This window comes from Leptothermofonsia sp. ETS-13 (genome assembly GCF_049200465.1).
Taxonomy (GTDB): domain Bacteria; phylum Cyanobacteriota; class Cyanobacteriia; order Leptolyngbyales; family Leptolyngbyaceae; genus Leptothermofonsia.
This window is the reverse complement of sequence record NZ_CP120836.1, coordinates 795329-810688: the sequence shown is the minus strand read 5'-3', so window position 1 is coordinate 810688 and position 15360 is coordinate 795329. Positions and strand designations below refer to the sequence as shown.

General features: G+C 50.0%; 15 protein-coding genes and 1 pseudogene. 3 read left to right on the top strand and 13 right to left on the bottom strand.

What is annotated here, in order from left to right; translation table 11 throughout:
* Positions 1 to 14 precede the first annotated feature (14 nt).
* Positions 15 to 509 carry a molybdenum cofactor biosynthesis protein MoaE gene (locus P4D80_RS03720; protein ID WP_421657507.1) on the top strand — a complete coding sequence of 165 codons (495 nt, stop codon included), beginning with the start codon at positions 15 to 17 and terminating at the stop codon, positions 507 to 509.
* A gap of 209 nt (positions 510 to 718) precedes the next feature.
* Complete coding sequence (locus P4D80_RS03715; RefSeq protein WP_421657506.1) at positions 719 to 922, top strand: hypothetical protein; 204 nt, start codon at positions 719 to 721, stop codon at positions 920 to 922.
* A gap of 806 nt (positions 923 to 1728) precedes the next feature.
* On the opposite strand, the gene P4D80_RS03710 is transcribed toward P4D80_RS03715, so the two are convergent.
* The 11 genes and pseudogenes from P4D80_RS03710 to P4D80_RS03660 form a co-directional block, all read right to left on the bottom strand.
* Positions 1729 to 1881, bottom strand: coding sequence for a succinylglutamate desuccinylase/aspartoacylase domain-containing protein (locus P4D80_RS03710; RefSeq protein ID WP_421657505.1), 153 nt, complete (start codon positions 1879 to 1881; stop codon positions 1729 to 1731).
* A pseudogene (locus P4D80_RS03705) lies at positions 1878 to 2048 on the bottom strand (ISKra4 family transposase); the annotation flags it as partial. The gene P4D80_RS03710 and the pseudogene P4D80_RS03705, both read right to left, overlap by 4 nt.
* 135 nt (positions 2049 to 2183) lie before the next feature.
* Complete coding sequence (argJ, locus tag P4D80_RS03700; RefSeq protein ID WP_421657504.1) at positions 2184 to 3425, bottom strand: bifunctional ornithine acetyltransferase/N-acetylglutamate synthase; 1242 nt, start codon at positions 3423 to 3425, stop codon at positions 2184 to 2186.
* 505 nt (positions 3426 to 3930) lie between these two features.
* Positions 3931 to 5421 carry an Asp-tRNA(Asn)/Glu-tRNA(Gln) amidotransferase subunit GatB gene (gene gatB / locus P4D80_RS03695; RefSeq protein ID WP_421657502.1) on the bottom strand — a complete coding sequence of 497 codons (1491 nt, stop codon included), beginning with the start codon at positions 5419 to 5421 and terminating at the stop codon, positions 3931 to 3933.
* Positions 5422 to 5519: 98 nt separating this feature from the next.
* The gene (locus P4D80_RS03690) at positions 5520 to 7520 is read right to left on the bottom strand and encodes a protein kinase domain-containing protein (RefSeq protein ID WP_421657501.1); all 2001 of its coding nucleotides are present in this window, start codon (positions 7518 to 7520) and stop codon (positions 5520 to 5522) included.
* A 104-nt stretch (positions 7521 to 7624) separates the two neighbouring features.
* Positions 7625 to 7978: a phenylpyruvate tautomerase MIF-related protein gene (locus P4D80_RS03685; RefSeq protein WP_421657499.1), complete on the bottom strand. Its 354-nt coding sequence runs from the start codon at positions 7976 to 7978 to the stop codon at positions 7625 to 7627.
* A gap of 6 nt (positions 7979 to 7984) precedes the next feature.
* A complete protein-coding gene (locus P4D80_RS03680) occupies positions 7985 to 8464 on the bottom strand; it encodes a flavin reductase family protein (RefSeq protein WP_421657497.1) in 480 nt (159 codons plus the stop codon).
* Positions 8465 to 8512: 48 nt separating this feature from the next.
* Complete coding sequence (locus tag P4D80_RS03675; RefSeq protein WP_421657496.1) at positions 8513 to 10801, bottom strand: transglycosylase SLT domain-containing protein; 2289 nt, start codon at positions 10799 to 10801, stop codon at positions 8513 to 8515.
* A gap of 331 nt (positions 10802 to 11132) precedes the next feature.
* On the bottom strand, positions 11133 to 12395 hold the full coding sequence (arsJ, locus tag P4D80_RS03670) for an organoarsenical effux MFS transporter ArsJ (protein WP_421657495.1): 1263 nt from the start codon (positions 12393 to 12395) through the stop codon (positions 11133 to 11135).
* 430 nt (positions 12396 to 12825) lie between these two features.
* Positions 12826 to 12978 (bottom strand): ArsR/SmtB family transcription factor, encoded by a 153-nt coding sequence (locus tag P4D80_RS03665; protein ID WP_421657494.1) that lies wholly within the window; start codon positions 12976 to 12978, stop codon positions 12826 to 12828.
* Positions 12979 to 13005: 27 nt separating this feature from the next.
* Positions 13006 to 13146 carry an ArsR/SmtB family transcription factor gene (locus P4D80_RS03660; protein ID WP_421657493.1) on the bottom strand — a complete coding sequence of 47 codons (141 nt, stop codon included), beginning with the start codon at positions 13144 to 13146 and terminating at the stop codon, positions 13006 to 13008.
* 82 nt (positions 13147 to 13228) lie between these two features.
* On the opposite strand from P4D80_RS03660, the gene P4D80_RS03655 reads away from it, so the two are divergent.
* On the top strand, positions 13229 to 13831 hold the full coding sequence (locus P4D80_RS03655) for a hypothetical protein (RefSeq protein WP_421657491.1): 603 nt from the start codon (positions 13229 to 13231) through the stop codon (positions 13829 to 13831).
* 3 nt (positions 13832 to 13834) lie between these two features.
* On the opposite strand, the gene P4D80_RS03650 is transcribed toward P4D80_RS03655, so the two are convergent.
* Positions 13835 to 14452, bottom strand: a complete 618-nt coding sequence (locus P4D80_RS03650) for a class I SAM-dependent methyltransferase (RefSeq protein WP_421657490.1) — start codon at positions 14450 to 14452, stop codon at positions 13835 to 13837.
* Positions 14453 to 14466: 14 nt separating this feature from the next.
* Positions 14467 to 15336 carry a class I SAM-dependent methyltransferase gene (locus P4D80_RS03645; protein ID WP_421657489.1) on the bottom strand — a complete coding sequence of 290 codons (870 nt, stop codon included), beginning with the start codon at positions 15334 to 15336 and terminating at the stop codon, positions 14467 to 14469.
* Positions 15337 to 15360: the final 24 nt, after the last annotated feature.

The following is a 15360-nucleotide window of genomic DNA, read 5'->3' as shown; positions in this document are numbered from 1 at the left end:
TTAGTGCTTTAACGATGACAAGCTTTACTGCCAGCAATTTGCAAACTCCAAACCTCACCCATTCCGGTGATCACTTTGCCATTACCTTTGCACCACTTTCCTTAGAGGAAGCCTACACACTAGCAGATGATCCTGCCAATGGTGCTGTAGTGGTTATGAGTGGAATGGTGCGCAACAACACCGATGGCAAAGCCGTTGTTGCCCTGGAGTATCAGGCCTACGAACCAATGGCAATTCGTGTGTTTCAGCAAATTGCATTTGAGATTCGCAACCAGTGGAAAGATGTCACTCATGTGGTGATTCATCATCGAGTTGGGAAATTGCAAATTGGTGAAATTAGCGTTTTAGTTGCAGTCGGTTGTCCCCATCGAACCGAAGCGTTTGTAGCGTGTAAATATGCGATCGACACATTGAAGCACAATGCACCCATCTGGAAAAAAGAACACTGGGAAGATGGTTCCACCAGTTGGGTCAGCATTGGAGCTTGTGAGCAGTCTCAAGGGTGCTGACATTCTTGCACAATGATCTGATAAGAATAAGAACAGTGGACTGCTTCTCCGGATTCGCTGCCAGTTCTGTTTTCTCTAATCCCTGAGCAAATTCCAAGATAATCTCAGTAGATCGAAAATCCTCTAAGGAAGGGGTAGAATCAAGCTAACCAAAAATTTACCAAAATAGCCATACTACCTACCCCACTTTATTATGCGACACACCTGCCTTGAGTGATGAAAGCACCTTGGAGTGTACGATTGAGTGTTTAATGGAACACCTGCCGTTGGAGATAAACGACAACTACACAGTGCCAGAGGTGTTTGAAATCTTGGTGCGGGCAGCCAGTCGAGGTGACAGTATTGAGCAGACGGTGCGTAGCCTGGAAGGAGCGCCGAGCGGCAATGGCATCCGTTTTGGAGAAACTCGATGATATGGGAGCATGCGAAGCGCAAGTGAATGCGGCTTTGCAAAGCCGCATCCCACCAAAAATCTGCAAACGACGGCATCACATCGCAATTGATTTGCACTGAATCCCTGACTATGGTGTCCCCCCTGAGACGGAAGCGCCCTATGCCTACCGCTCTCAAGCGAAAGCTAGAACCACACGGTTTTTTGCCTATGCTACGGTCTACGTCATCTGCCACAACAAGCGAGTGACTTTGGGCAGTTATACAGTGCCTTGTGATGAAACCCTGTGGTAGTGACCTATTTGTTAGCAATGCTCTCACCCCGTTGCGGGTTCGCGTCAAACGCCTGTTGCTTGACCGGGGCTTTTAAGGACAACATGGAAGTTGTTATGCGGTCTATGTTCTGCATCGCGTTAACGTGGCGCTGCCTCAACTGCATGACTATTATCGTGAACGCTTCAGCATTGAAACCAGCTATAGACTCAAGAATCAATGTCGTATCCGCGTTACCACAAAAAATCCGATTCTCAGATTTCTATTTGTCGCTTTAGCCTTTATCCTAATGAATCTGTGGATCTATCTGCTGTGGTATTTTGTCAGGTGCCCAAGACCAGGTGGGCAAGTCGTTTATTTGAGTAGCATATGCTCTTTCATATAATTGCTCAATGGTAATTTCAGCGATCGCAGGAGATACCAAAAACAGAAAACTTAAGATAGCAATTTTACTAAAAATTAAAAAGAGAATCCTCATGGCATTTAAGCTCCTGTTGATGTTGATGTACCGTAAACAGAAATTACTAAAAATCGACTTGATGAGTCTGAGTTAGAATTATTGCGACACCTTGGTTGCGACACCTTGGTTATAGTGGGCAGCTTCGTTAATAAAAATTGGATAAGCTAATGCTGTGTTGCTGTATTTTATGACTCCTCCATCAAACGTCACAAACATTACATCACTGGGGTGGAGTGGGGAGCATGTCACCTTTGCGTCCCAATGAGGCCATTGAGGTAAGCACAACGATGAGCTAATACTTGTGGGACGTTGTCTTCGTTCCACTGAGTCCCCGAAATTTTGATACGGCGACCAATCTGCTTGATGTCGGATTCGACAGCTCTCGAACCAATCGAGCAAATCTGCTCACGCTGATATAGCTCTACGCGGGTGCGTTAGGACATTGGAATTAGAGAGGGAGTGGGGGCTTCGCCCCCAGCTAGGGGTTCCACCCCTGTACCCCGTCCTAACCATAATGACTACCGCTATACTTGTCGGTTTTTCACAGAGTATCAAGTAGTGTACTCCGCATTGATTCTGACGTAATCGTAGCTGAGGTCGCAGCCCCAGGCAGTACCGCGACCGGGGCCATGACCAATGCCAACGGTGATGAGAACAGTGTCTTCCTTCAGGTAAGCTCCGGCAGCAGCTTGTTTGAGGTAGGCATTGGCGGCGGCACGATCGAATGGTTGGGGCTGTCCACTTTGCATCATCAGAAAGTCGCCAAGCCGGATTTGCAAGTCGTTTTGATCGAAGGAAACGCCTGCCCGTCCGGCGGCTCCAGCAATTCTGCCCCAGTTGGGATCGCGCCCAAAAATGGCGGACTTGACCAGGGAAGAACCGGCAATGGTACGGGCAATGGTACGAGCCTCCTGATCATCCGCTGCACCGGAAACCTGAACTTCGATCAAACAAGTGGCACCTTCGCCATCACGAGCGATCGCTTTTGCTAAATAAATGCACACCTCCGTCAGCATGGCTTCCAGTTTGTCGGCATCTGGTCCCGGCTCGGTAATAGCAGGGGTACGGGATTCGCCATTCGCCAGGGCAAATAAGGAGTCATTGGTACTGGTGTCACCATCCACTGTGATCTGGTTGAAACTGCAGTTGGCTGCGCGGCTTAACATCTGCTGCCAGAGATAGGGAGAAACAGCCGCGTCGCAAGTGATAAAAGCCAGCATCGTAGCCATGTTGGGGTGGATCATACCGGATCCCTTAGCTATGCCACCAATGCGAATCGGGCGATCGTGCAGTGTGGTTTCCAGAGCAATGGATTTGGGAACCAAATCGGTTGTGATAATGGCTCTCGATGCTGCTTCGGAACCATTCTCTGAAAGAGCGGCTACCAATTGGGGCAATGCCGCCTTCAATACATCCATCTTAATTCGCTGTCCAATCACCCCCGTTGATGCCAGCAAGATGGCCTCTGGGGAGATGTTCAGTTGTTGGCTGAGGGCTTGAGCGCTGGCTAGGGCGTCTTCCCAACCCAGAGTTCCGGTTGCTGCGTTTGCCTGCCCGGCGTTGCAGAGGATAGCACGGGCGCTTGGCTTTGATTGAAGCCTTTCGCGACAGTAATCCACACAGGCAGCCCGAACTTGATTGGTGGTGAAAACCCCAGCGGCGATCGCCTCCACATCCGACACAATCAGCGCCAGGTCTGGCAGCCCCGATGGTTTCAGTCCAGCCGCGATTCCTGCTGCCCGATACCCTTTGGGTGCAGTAACCCCTCCGGGAATTTCCTGCCAGTCTGCCATGCCAGTAACCCTCTATGCTCCACAATCCAGGCGATTATATAACAGGTATCAGGTGTTAGGGGACAAGGAGGATAGTTGTTGGTTGTTGGTTATTAGAGGGGGTGGAGGGGTAGATAGTTGACTCATCCACCCACTTCTTTGCCCTTCTGGCTCCTGGCTTTATAGCTGTCGCCAGGTTGCTTAACAGGTTGCTTAAGACGTTGGTTTTAAGGGAGTGTGAGGGTTTTGCCCCCAGGCAGGGGTTCTATCCCTGTACCCCGTCCTAAGCCTGGTGGCTATCGCTATAACAATGAAAAAAAAGGGAGAGAAAAAAAAGGGAGAGCCGCCAGAGCGCCTCCCCCTATCATCAGGGTGCATCTACTTACCACAGTATGCCATCGAAAGGGTGAGGGGTGACACCCCCTATTTGATTTTTTGATAAAGATTTAACACAACAGGAGGTCTGGGAGGTGAGGGATTACCCCCTTCATTGTCGTATTTGAGCGGAAATGGTTCCAGGAAAGCCTTATTCATTCAGCTTTTGAGCCAGTAACTGATTGGTCAACTTAGGATCAGCCCGTCCCCCAGTTTTCTTCATAACTTGCCCAACAAAGAAGCCCAGCATTTTGGTTTTGCCATTGCGGTATTGCTCTAACTCTTTGGGGTGGGCAGCTAAAACCTCTGCGATCGCCGCTTCAATTACGCTGGTGTCGGAGATCTGGATCAGTCCTTTGGCTTCGACTATGGCTTTGGGTGAACCGCCCTGCTCCAGCAATTCTGGCAGAATGTCTTTGGCAATCTTATTACTGATGGTGCCGCTTTCAATCAAATTGGTCAGTTCAGCCAGATCCGATGGTTTGAGGGGAAGGGTGTTAATACTGACGTCACTATTGCTGTTCAGGTAAGCGCTGATGTCACCCATTAACCAGTTCGCCGCTAATTTGGCCGGTGCGCCTGCGGCAACTGTTGCCTCAAAGTATTCAGCCATTGCCCGATCGTCAGTCAGGACTCTTGCATCATAGGCGGATAAGCCCAATTCGCTCTCATAGCGCTGGCGCTTCTGATAGGGCAGTTCTGGTAGTTCTGCTTTCCATGCCGCTAGCTGTTCCTGAGAAACCTCAATCGGTCCTAGGTCGGGCTCTGGGAAGTAGCGGTAGTCGCTAGAACCTTCCTTACTGCGCATGCTGACAGTGCGTTGGGAATTCTCTTCCCACAGGCGAGTTTCTTGAATGATGCGCTCTCCAGCAGAGATCGCTTCAATTTGGCGCTCAATTTCATACTCAATCGCCCGCTGAATGGCGTTGAAGGAGTTCATGTTTTTGATTTCAACCTTCGTGCCAAATTCCTTTTGCCCAACGGGGCGCACGGAAATATTGACATCACATCGAAGAGAACCTTCCTGCATGTTGCCATCGCTGACGCCCAGATAGCGCAAGATGCGGCGAAGTTCCTGGGCATACTCGGCGGCCTCTTGTCCAGAGCGCATATCTGGCTCTGACACAATTTCTGCCAGGGGTACGCCGGTGCGGTTGAAGTCTACCAGCGAATAGGTGGAACCCGCAAGGCGATCGCTCCCCCCATGCACCAGCTTGCCTGCATCCTCTTCCATGTGCAGACGGGTGATACCAATCCGCTTGCGTGTCGCCTCTCCAGTTTCCTTGTTCACCAACTCAATTTCAAGCCAGCCGTGTTGAGCGATTGGCAGGTCATACTGGGAAATTTGATAGTCCTTGGGGAGATCGGGGTAGAAGTACTGCTTGCGATCGAACTTACTGTAGGGAGCAATTTCGCAGTTCAATGCCAACCCTGCTTTGACGGCATACTCCAGCACTTTCTGATTCAGTACCGGCAGAACTCCCGGCATCCCCATGCATACCGGGCAAACTTGAGTATTCGGCGTTCCACCAAACGTTGTTGCGCAATTACAAAAAATTTTCGTGTTGGTCTTTAGTTGAACGTGGGTTTCCAGTCCAATAACCGCTTCGTATTGAGTTTTTGCTGGGGCAGCAGTGACCATAGACTCACAATCTCAGGTTGAGCAATGCTGCTTTATTTTAGCCTCTGACCTGCCTTCTTTTTTCTTTCATAGGTGCTGCTGGATATCGTTATCTCTGGTTAGCGCCCTAGCCTCTGCCGCATTTGTTCCCGTAAGCTTCTGGCATCTGGGTAATTGGGTTGGAGTTGGAGCGCTTTGTCGATGGAGGCTATGGCTGTGTCGAACTGTTGCAATCTCCAGAGCGCTGCACCGCGATTGTTCCAGGATTCTGCTAAGTTCGGTTTTAGCTTCAGAGCCTGATCAAAGGCGGTCACTGCTTCTGCGGGACGGTCAAGTAGCAAAAGGGCGGTTCCTTTGTTGCTCCAGGCTTCAGCAAAATCTGGTTTGAGAGCGATCGCCCGTTCATACAGTGCCAGAGATTCGGAGTAACGCTTCTGCTGATCCAGGATATAACCCTTGCTCCATAAGGCTTCTGGATAGTTGGGTCGCAATGCCAGCGCCTTATCACAGGCTGCCATAGCCTCCTTTAGCTGTTGCAAACGATTCAGGTTGTAGCACCGCCCCCACTGGGCTTCGGCATTTTTGGGATTGATGGCAAGGGTCTCGTTATAGAGGGCTAGAGCTTTTTGAGGTTGCCTGGCTTCCTGAAGTTGCTTTGCCTGCTTGAGCAACTCGCTTACCTGAGTTTCTGGGGAAGGGGTGGATGGAGCCGAATTTTCTGAAGGATTGGTTGCCGTTACCGGAGGAACCGGTTTAGACGGGAATAGGGACTTTACGAACAGGATGCTGAGCCCAAGAACTGTTACGCCGCCCAACAAGAGCCAGGGTTTGGTCAGCGACCTGTGAGCAATTTGAGGCAGAACAACGGTTGCGGTTGAAAGCAGCGATCGCAAGTGCGTACCAATAACTTCGGTGGCTTTCTCTGGCACTGATCTGGCTAAAGCGGCACCTTCGTTGGAAGGACCGGGGGAAGCAACACCAGGAATTGCGAGTGTCTCCTCACCACTGCTACCTGGCTGCTCTAGTTGAACCTGGGAACCGGATTGCTCGACCTGCAAGGGGCTTGCAAGCGTGGCCTGGGGAGGAGTTGGGGTTGCAGCGGGTACCTCAGGGGTAAATTTTGCCGTTGGCAGGTCTGCGATTTCCGAATTGTCTGGAGTCAAAGTCTGGAAGTCCAGCAGGTTGGATGGTAAACCCTGCAATGCTTCCAGAGCTTCAGCAGCCGTAGAGTAGCGTTCCCGAAAGTCGTAGCGGACCATGCGGGTTAGAATAGCCGCCAGTTCTGGGCTGATTTCTGAGGAAAGTTTGGGGCGATCGCTCACTCCCGGTTGCTGCCAGAGCAATTCGCTCGTCCGCGGATCTTTCGTTAACCGCCTGGGATTGATGCCGGTCAATGCCTGAATGCCGACCATGCCCACAGCATAAACATCGCTGCTGAAGCGGGGGTTACCTGCTAGCTGTTCATCGGGCATATAGCCCTGCGTGCCAATGGCGATCGTCAAGCTGGTTTGCCCGGTTCGAGCGTCAAAAGTTGCTGCACTAACCTGTTTGACTGCCCCAAAATCAATTAAGACAATTCTGCCGTCACGTTGACGCCGAATCAGATTGGAGGGCTTAATATCCCGATGAATTACTCCCTGCTGGTGGACAAAGGCCAGCACTTCCAGGATGTCCTTAAGGAGGGCAACGACAGCTGGCTGGGTCCATTGATTCCCTTCAATCAGCAGTTGATCCAGGGCATCCCCAACAATCAGTTCTTGCGCCAGGTAAAACTCCCGGCTTTCCTCAAAGTGCGCCAGCAGACGAGGAATTTGATCATGGTTGCCCAACTGGTAAAGGACTTCTGCCTCTGTGTTAAACAACCGTCGAGCAATTTGTAACTGCTCAGCATCTTTAAACTGAGGCTTCAATTGTTTGAGCACACATTGAGGATGGTTTGGCAGATGAATGTCTTCAGCCAGAAAGGTGTGCCCGAAGCCACCTGCGCTCAACTGACGAATGATTTTGTAGCGTCCGCCGAGGGGTTTTTCTGGCTCGCGCGATCGCAGTAATCCCAGAAAGTTAAAGCTCATATCCAGGTAGATGAAGCAAGTTGAGGCGATCCTAATGACGTTCAGCAATGCACCCTACCGGATCATCGAAGCCATCCTAACCGGCACTGCTGATTCCGGCTAAGAATTGGAGCTTGTACGAGTTGAACTCAGCTCATACGGCTAGCCCCCTTCTAACCAAAAGTGGAGCCATTCCAGCCCCACATTGCACCCTTTGCCTCTGCAAATTCGATATAGATTCGATTCGTCGGCACCCCCAACGTTTCATGAATTTGCTGACAAAAATCCTGACTCATTGCCTTTGTCTGAGTGGGACTCATCCCTCCCACATTCTTGACCTCGATGTAACAAACTGGATCAAAAGTTCCCCCAAACGTCATTACCACCCCCGGTTCAAAGGTTGTCATCACATACGACTCCGGCTTGCCCACATGCTTCGCCAAGCTGGCAGACAGATTTTTCAATAGTCTATCTACCTGAGCTTTTTCAAAAGATTCAACTGAAGTTTGCACTTTAATTAGAGGCATACTTGCTTATCCTCCATACTGCCAGCCAGTACTTTCAAGCAAAAGTGGTTCTCCCTCACGGTGAACTCCTGCCGCAATCACCTCGCCAACAAAAACAGTGTGATCGCCTTTTTCAACGGAGCCCACCACCCGGCATTCTACATATCCCAGAGTGCTGGAAATGATGGGACATCCCGTTTCTCCCAGGTAAAACTCCACATCCTCAAACTTGTTGCCCACCCGTCGTTGAGGCTTAAAGAACTTTTGCGCCAGATCCTTTTGTCCGGCTTCTAAAATGCTGAGAGCAAAAACTCCACTGGTTTTAATCATGGCGTGGGATCTGGAGTCTTGCTTCACACAGTTCACCACAAGCGGCGGCGTAAAGGATGCTTGCATCACCCAGCTTGCAGTAAAACCATTTACTTCATCCCCATCCTTAACCCCACAGACATAGAGGCCATGGGGGATCTTCCGCAGCATGGTTTTTTTCGCTTGTTCGTCTAACAAGGGTCGGCCTCTCAAAACTACACTGTTAAGTGTATCAAGGCATCAGGCTTATCCCTCATCAGCTCTTGTGGGATGCTCCTTAGAAACCTGAGCCACCTTCTGGGAGATTTCCGGATTGTAGAGTCGCAGGTAGTTCCAATAATTCTCAAACACTGATTTGACGTAACCCCTTGTTTCGCTGTAAGGAATCGCTTCAACGAACTCATCCGGATCGCCCAGCCCTCTTTTGGCAACCCAATCAGCAACGGCTCCAGGACCTGCGTTGTAACTTGCAACCGCCAACATTGAATTTTCCCCATACTCCCGATGGGTATAGTCCAGATACCAGGTACCTAACTGGATATTGTCCTCAGGCTCGTTTAACTCATACTGCTTGAGCTTGATTTGCTTGGCAATCCAGGCTCCGGTATCGGGCATGACCTGCATCAGCCCTTTAGCTCCGGCTACGGATTCAATCCCTGGCATAAAGCGGGATTCCTGGCGAATGAGGGCGGTGACCAACAGGGGATTGATTTGCCGTTCCTGGGACCAGGTTTCAATGGGCTTCAGGAAGGGAAAGGGGTAGAGTGCCTGCCAGTAGGGCAGTTGATTTTTGAGTTCCTGGTACTCCGACTGCTCACGGGGGTCTTCTCGTTCACTCAGATGGGAAACCATAAAAATCCCATCTAGATAGTCGCCAACGCCCAGCCGCAGCACTCCATCTGTAAACTGCTCGGCAACAGTAGGCTGCATTGGGTTTTGAAATTCTACCTGCCATAGTGCCCAGGCATCTCTATCCTGCCCAAGCTGGTAGAGTTCCTTCAATGCGGCTGACCCCACCGGCAGTTTAGCACGAGAAGCGGGGCGCTCAATCGCCGGATTGAGCTGACGAACAGTTGTGAAATCACCTACCTGCCAGCCAATCATGGATGCCGATCGCCAGGCGTAGTAAGACTCTGGATACTGGCTAATCACGGTTCTATAAGCTTTCAAGGCATCATCCTGCTTTCCTAGCCGGGTTGCCCATTTGCCCATCCAGAACCCTGCCTCTGGTGCAAATTCGCTATCAGGATTTTGTTCAAGAATTTGCTTTGCCCATTGCTGGGCAGCTCGAAAGTCTTTGGCTTCCGCTTCTGCCTGGGCCAGTTTCCAGCGAAGTTCTGCCGCCGCGTTGGACTTACCAAAGCGTGTTAATAGAATCTGACGAATTTGGGTGGCTGACTTTGAGCTGTTCAGTTCTTCGTATATCTTAACTTTCTCCAACAATGCATCGCCCGCCCGCACTGGAAACTGGCTGACCAGTTGATCCAAATAAGTCATGGCTGCATTCGGTTCTACCAGTCGCGCTAGTCTCAGGAGAGCCAAAGAAGTCTCTTGAGCTTTAGGAAAATCGTTGACCAGACGTTTATATGCTTGTACGGCTCCCCCTCTTTCCCCCAATTGCAGCCCTCGTGCGGTGCGATAGGCATTACGTGGCGTGTAGGGGGCACGGGCATAGGCGGCTCCAGCTTTGCCGTACTGTTGCTTTTCCCAATAGCCAAAGGCGATCGCCTCCCAATCCTGAGGCGTCAATTGATTAGCATACTGACTCGCCAGTCGATCTAACACAGCGATGTAGTTGGAAAGATAGTGACCATGCCGAGCCAGAATCAATAACAACTGAGGCTGATTTGGGTTTTGCTTCAGCCGCTGTTGTACCATTTCAATTGTGCGGGGGTGGGCAGGAAACTGAGCGATCGCCCGCTCTCCATAGCTGGGGTCCTTCTGCCCCAAAGCAACCAGCGCCTCTGCCGTTACTGGATCGTTCGGATAGCGCCTTACAAGTTCCTGCCAGGTGGCCTGGGCCTTACCCTCATCCTTCATCAGCTCGTAGGCTTGCGCCTGTTTACGCAATACATGGGCCGCCAGAACTGGGTAGCTTGTCTCTAACCCCTGCAATTGCTCCAGTGCCTTCTTCCCCTGCCCCTGTTGTAGCAATTCATTAGCCAGCAAATAGCGAGCCCTGTTCCGGTCAGGAGAGTGATCTTCGTTCGCGATTTTTTCTAGTTTGGCTGTGCGCTGGGGAGACGGCAATGCCTTTAGCGAGTCAATTCCTTGGATTCGGGAAGGATTTCCCCGTCCCGCTTCCTGAAATGGCTCACTTCTCCACCAGCCATTTAATCGTGCCAGCGACAGACCACCACCTAACACCAGGGCGCATACCCCTGTCCCCGAAATGATTAAAACTCTTGTTCTCCGCCGTTTCAGCATCGCTCCTCGCAGAAACCGGATAAAACTTCTTAGTGACTCTAACATTTCTAACCAAAACTGGACGGAAAAAAAGTGAGCAGCTAACTCTTTATATATAGCGATAGCCACCAGGCTTAGGACGGGGTGCAGGGGTGGAACCCCTGGCTGGGGGCGCAGCCCCACACCCCCTTAAAACCAATATCCTCAGCAACCTGGTGACAGCTATAAAACCACCCGGCTTCAGCACGAAATTACGGAGAGGGGAGTGGGGAATCAATATCTTGATCCTGGCATCGAATCACCCAAAGTTGAATATCACTGGCACAAGGTCAAAATTGGCATAACAAGGCACGAGATTTCGGGGGTTTCAGCTACTGATCGATACTTGTGCAGTGCCGTTCACCCAAAGTTACACTGAACTCGAGCTCGTGAAAATACAGCGATCGCCGTGGTTATCTTGTTAATCTCCATCCCCTGCTTTCCAGTCAACTACACTTACTGGCTTAGGATTGGGGAGCTTGAGTGAAATGATGCCTGCTGCAAGCACCATTAGTGTTGAAGCCCATAAACAGCCAACAATCCCATAAAGCTGGTAGATCAAACCCGATAACACTGTCCCTGCAAGCCTTCCGGCTGAATTTGCCATGTAGTAAAAGCCCACATTGAGTGCGACCTTGTCGTCATCTGTAAATGCCAGCACTAGGTAAGAGTGAACCGCAGAGTTAAAGGCAAACACCACGCCAAAGATGAGTAAACCAACAATGATGACAGTGCTAGGAGACGCGCTGGACTGGAGGGCGATTGCGATCGCTGCCGGAATGGCTGTCAATGTAAATGTCCAGAACTGAATCGTACTTGCCTGCGGTGGACGACCAGAACCAAACCGCTTCAGCAGCGTAGGAGCAAGCGACTGCACAATCCCATAGCCAATCACCCAGATGGCCAGGAACCCTCCTACCTGGTAAAAAGACCAGCCCAATGGACCCCGCAAAAAGACTGGTAAACTCACAACAAACCAGACATCTCTAGAGCCAAACAGAAAGAACCGGGCCGCTGACAGAATGTTGATCTCTCGACTCTTTGAAAAAAGTTGTGTGAACTTCACCTTTGCCTTGATTTTGCCCATCCCCCTCGGCAGCATCAACCCAGTAAACATTAAGGCAAACAGCATTCCGGCCATAATCCACAAAGCTGGCACAAACCCAACCAGGGATAGCAACGCTGCCCCCACAAAAAAGCCAACCCCTTTCAAAGCATTTTTAGACCCGGTTAGAATCGCCACCCATTTGAACAGAGAAGACTGGGCATCCTGCGGCACCACCAATCGGATTGCACTCTTCGTACTCATCTTGGTTAGGTCTTTAGCAATCCCCGAAAGCGCCTGCGACACCATCACATAAAGCACCGCAAACCCCTGTGGCCAGTCCCGATTGAGCCACGACAGCATGATCAGCGCAAATATCTGGAGTCCAACCCCGCTATAAAGCGTAACTTTGAGTCCCATTTGGGAACCAACCCAGCCACCCAAAAAATTAGTGACAATACCAAAAATCTCATAGAACAGAAATAGAAATGCCACCTCCAACGGCGAGTAGCCGATTTCATAAAAATAAAGCAGCACCAGCATCCGCAGGGCACCATCTGTAATGGTGAACCCCCAGTAAGCAAGTGTAACCAGGATGTAATTTTTCAGATTGACCTGGGAAGAAGTTGTGGCAGACATCTTGGGAATTGTTAGTTGTTGGTTACAAGAGTGACGTGAGAGCCTTTTTCTAAGATCTAAAATGAGAAAGCTCTTTCAAAATCTAAACAGGAGTGCCCTACCCCATGTTGTGATCAATCTTGTATCTGAAGAATTCTTATTAGAACTTTTCAAAAAAAGTTGATTTGTCAAGTTGCCTGGGATACCTGGAACTTATATTTTCGTTAAGCGAATTTGTTTCTGCCAGGAATTGCATCAATGGGTGATCAAGCCAGGAGCCAGGAGGAAGGGTACTGGGGTTGGGTCTGGGGGTTAGACAGAGATCAGGAGCTACTCAAAACTGAAAACTCCTCCATTTCTCCATATAGCCTTCAGAACACAAAACTTATCCCCTCCTCTATCTCTTCACCCTGTCGCCTGTTGCCTCCATTAGAATTTACATCTTCCCTACTCACTTTTCCCCGCAGGGCCGGGCAGACAGTATTGGACTGAAGCGGCGGTACTCTGCCAGGTATTGTTCTAGAACGGCAAACTGGGGTAAGTTCAGGCTGTAGTAGATCCAGCGACCATCCTGGCGGGCACGTACCAGTTCAGCCTCTTTCAACGTTTTTAGGTGAAAGGATAGTTTTGACTAGCTGACCTCAAGTTGTTCACACAGGTCGCACACACAGAGTTCCTCCTCTCGCAGCAGGTCGAGAACTTTGAGCCGCAGTGGATCGGAGAGGGCATGGAAGCCCACTGCGAGGGCAAGGGGGGTATCTGTCTCAATCATTAACTTTCATTGAGATAGTGGTTCGATTCTAGGCGATACTGTTCTCGTAATGAATTGATTCGACCTTATACCAGATACCCGCATGAATACACCTAGTCATGCCATTGTTAACCTCGCGCTACTGGTTGACCAGCAGCCTGAAGCCATCCTACCAATCGCATTTGGGGCCGTACTCCCCGATGTACCGATGTTTATTATGTATTTCTGGGCAAGGGGGATTTGTCGTCAATGTGAGCGGCAAATCTGGAGAGAAACCTACTGGAATCCATTCTGGCAAACCATTAACCATTCTTTCCACTCCATTCCTCTGGCGGCGATTGCGGCGATAGGGGCTCATTTTGCAGGCTGGCAGTTGGCTGAGTTGCTTTTTCTCAGCGCGATTTTGCACTCTCTGGGAGATTTGCCCATCCACAACCACGATGCCCATCGCCACTTCCTGCCATTCAGTCACTTTCGGTTCATTAGTCCACTATCCTACTGGGATCCTCGCCATCATGGGCGGATCGTTAGTCTAGTCGAAAAGTTACTGGTACTGGCCGCCACTCTTTACATTTTTCCGATGCTGGATTCCTGGCTTGCCAGGGGGCTACTGGTTACGGTTAACCTCGCTTACCTGAGTGGCTACTTTTACCGGGCAATTTCCCAATCCTGCGTCGAAGCAAAGATTCAGAATGAGGCAGGATGATAACTACTTCACGCATTCCAAAATAATGTGGGTGTATGGAATCCGCAGGCGATCGTGGCGAATATCAACCGTAATTGACGAGAACACATTGGAAGCCAGTTTGACATATTCTTGCTCCTGGCGAACGTAGCGTCCCCGATCCATTGAAATAATGAACCGGGCGATTGGGGATTGCTGTTTCACATAACAAGAGTCGATAGAGACGAACCTTCCGCCGGGTTTTAGAGCTTTGCGGGCTAATTGAAACAGTTGAATGGCTTCGTCATCATCTAAATGGTGGAGGATTGCGATCGCTAATACCAAGTCAAAACTTTCTTCCTGACCCAGGGTTTGCAGGGACGCAGCATTCACTCTATTGCAGTAAAAGGTACCGCGATCGCCTAACTTTGACTGGGCAAACGCAATATAGCGAGGATTTTCGTCAAACCCAACATAATCTACTGCTGGCATGTAATGCAAAATGTACGCCGGTCCACAGCCAATATCTAAGATACGGTCTCCTGACTTTGGGCGGATGTAGTCGTGAACCAAATCTTCGTAAGCCGAAGGACCTGCGATCGTATACTGAAGCAAACGATATAGTGTCGGAATTGATAAAACACGGGTTAATCGTTGGACCAAGCAGGGAATACTCCTCAAACTTTTCTGGCAATCAAAAGTAGCGAACCACCTACCGGGAATGATACACCATTTTGAATCATCGCCCGTTCCACGTTAAGAATGCTTCCCAGCACCCGTTGCAAAGTCGCCCCTATTTTGTACTCCGCCATTAAATCCAAGTTATCCTGATTTGCCTGTTGCTTTAAGCGTGAGAGCAACATCAACGGGAATAGCAAGGAAACAAAAGAGGTCGTTCGTACCAGCCTGAAGCCTGCATGCTCAACTTTTGTCACCAATTCGATCCTGCGATACCGTCGTTTATGAAAGGATAGTTCGTCTACCACACTCCATAAAAAACGATGCTGAGGCACCGTAATTATCAAGCCACCACCCGGTTTCACTGCCTGAAATAACTGCTGCAAAACCAATTGGTCTTCCTCAATGTGTTCCAGGACATCAAAGGCACCAACGACATCAAACTCCTGAGAAAACGGAATCTGACGAGCATCCATCTGAAACAGGTTGACTTCGGGCGATCGCTGCTGGGCAAACTGCAATCCCCGACTAAAGATTTCACTGCCACAGAGCCTGATATGGGGGCAGGCTGCACGAATTCCACTCAACACGAACCCTGTACCGCAACCAACCTCCAGAAATGAATCAACCCCTGGGAAATAGGTTTGCAAAGCCCAAATAATGAGTTTATTGCGAGCACGAAACCAGAAATGACCTGCTTCTAATTCAATTAATTGATCAAAATATTCCTGAGTGAAACCATCATTTTCATCCGCTAAATCCGGAGCAAAGGACAGACATCCGTCTCGCAGTGGTGGATGGTAACCGCAGGCGGGACATTCCCACGTCTCATCATCAAATCGCTTTCGACACGTCAGACAGAGCTTCATAAGCTTACTCTATCGTCCCATTAT

Coding starts and splice junctions, on each gene's coding strand:
- P4D80_RS03720 (WP_421657507.1), top strand. CDS start 15: ATGACAAGCTTTACTGCCAGCAATTTGCAAACTCCAAACCTCACCCAT.
- argJ (WP_421657504.1), bottom strand. CDS start 3,425: ATGGCAGACTGGCAGGAAATTCCCGGAGGGGTTACTGCACCCAAAGGG.
- gatB (WP_421657502.1), bottom strand. CDS start 5,421: ATGGTCACTGCTGCCCCAGCAAAAACTCAATACGAAGCGGTTATTGGA.
- P4D80_RS03685 (WP_421657499.1), bottom strand. CDS start 7,978: ATGCCTCTAATTAAAGTGCAAACTTCAGTTGAATCTTTTGAAAAAGCT.
- arsJ (WP_421657495.1), bottom strand. CDS start 12,395: ATGTCTGCCACAACTTCTTCCCAGGTCAATCTGAAAAATTACATCCTG.
- P4D80_RS03660 (WP_421657493.1), bottom strand. CDS start 13,146: ATGATTGAGACAGATACCCCCCTTGCCCTCGCAGTGGGCTTCCATGCC.
- P4D80_RS03655 (WP_421657491.1), top strand. CDS start 13,229: ATGAATACACCTAGTCATGCCATTGTTAACCTCGCGCTACTGGTTGAC.
- P4D80_RS03645 (WP_421657489.1), bottom strand. CDS start 15,336: ATGAAGCTCTGTCTGACGTGTCGAAAGCGATTTGATGATGAGACGTGG.